The organism is Pseudomonas sp. PS02288, from assembly GCF_029959715.1.
GTDB lineage: Bacteria > Pseudomonadota > Gammaproteobacteria > Pseudomonadales > Pseudomonadaceae > Pseudomonas_O > Pseudomonas_O kuykendallii.
This window is the reverse complement of the sequence record NZ_JASCPA010000153.1, coordinates 1-252: the sequence shown is the minus strand read 5'-3', so window position 1 is coordinate 252 and position 252 is coordinate 1. Positions and strand designations below refer to the sequence as shown.

Here is a 252-nt window from a genome sequence, read left to right as displayed (position 1 = left end):
ACCGCAAGCCGGTTCGTCAGCGCATCGCCATCGTCGCCGCCGGCCCGATCGCCAACTTCCTTCTCGCGCTGCTGTTCTTCTGGGTGCTGGCCATGCTCGGCTCGCAGCAGGTGCGTCCGGTCATCGGCATGTCGAGGAAGGCAGCCTGGCGGCGAAGGCCGGGCTGGCTGCCGGGCAGGAGATCGTCGCCATCGACGGCGACCCGGTGGTGGGTTGGTCGCAGGTCAACCTGCAACTGGTGCGTCGCCTCGG

1 pseudogene is annotated in these 252 nt (G+C 69.0%); it reads left to right on the top strand.

Features of this window, described 5'->3' with window-relative positions:
• Nucleotides 1-252: pseudogene (locus QMX85_RS23465) on the top strand (site-2 protease family protein); the annotation flags it as partial.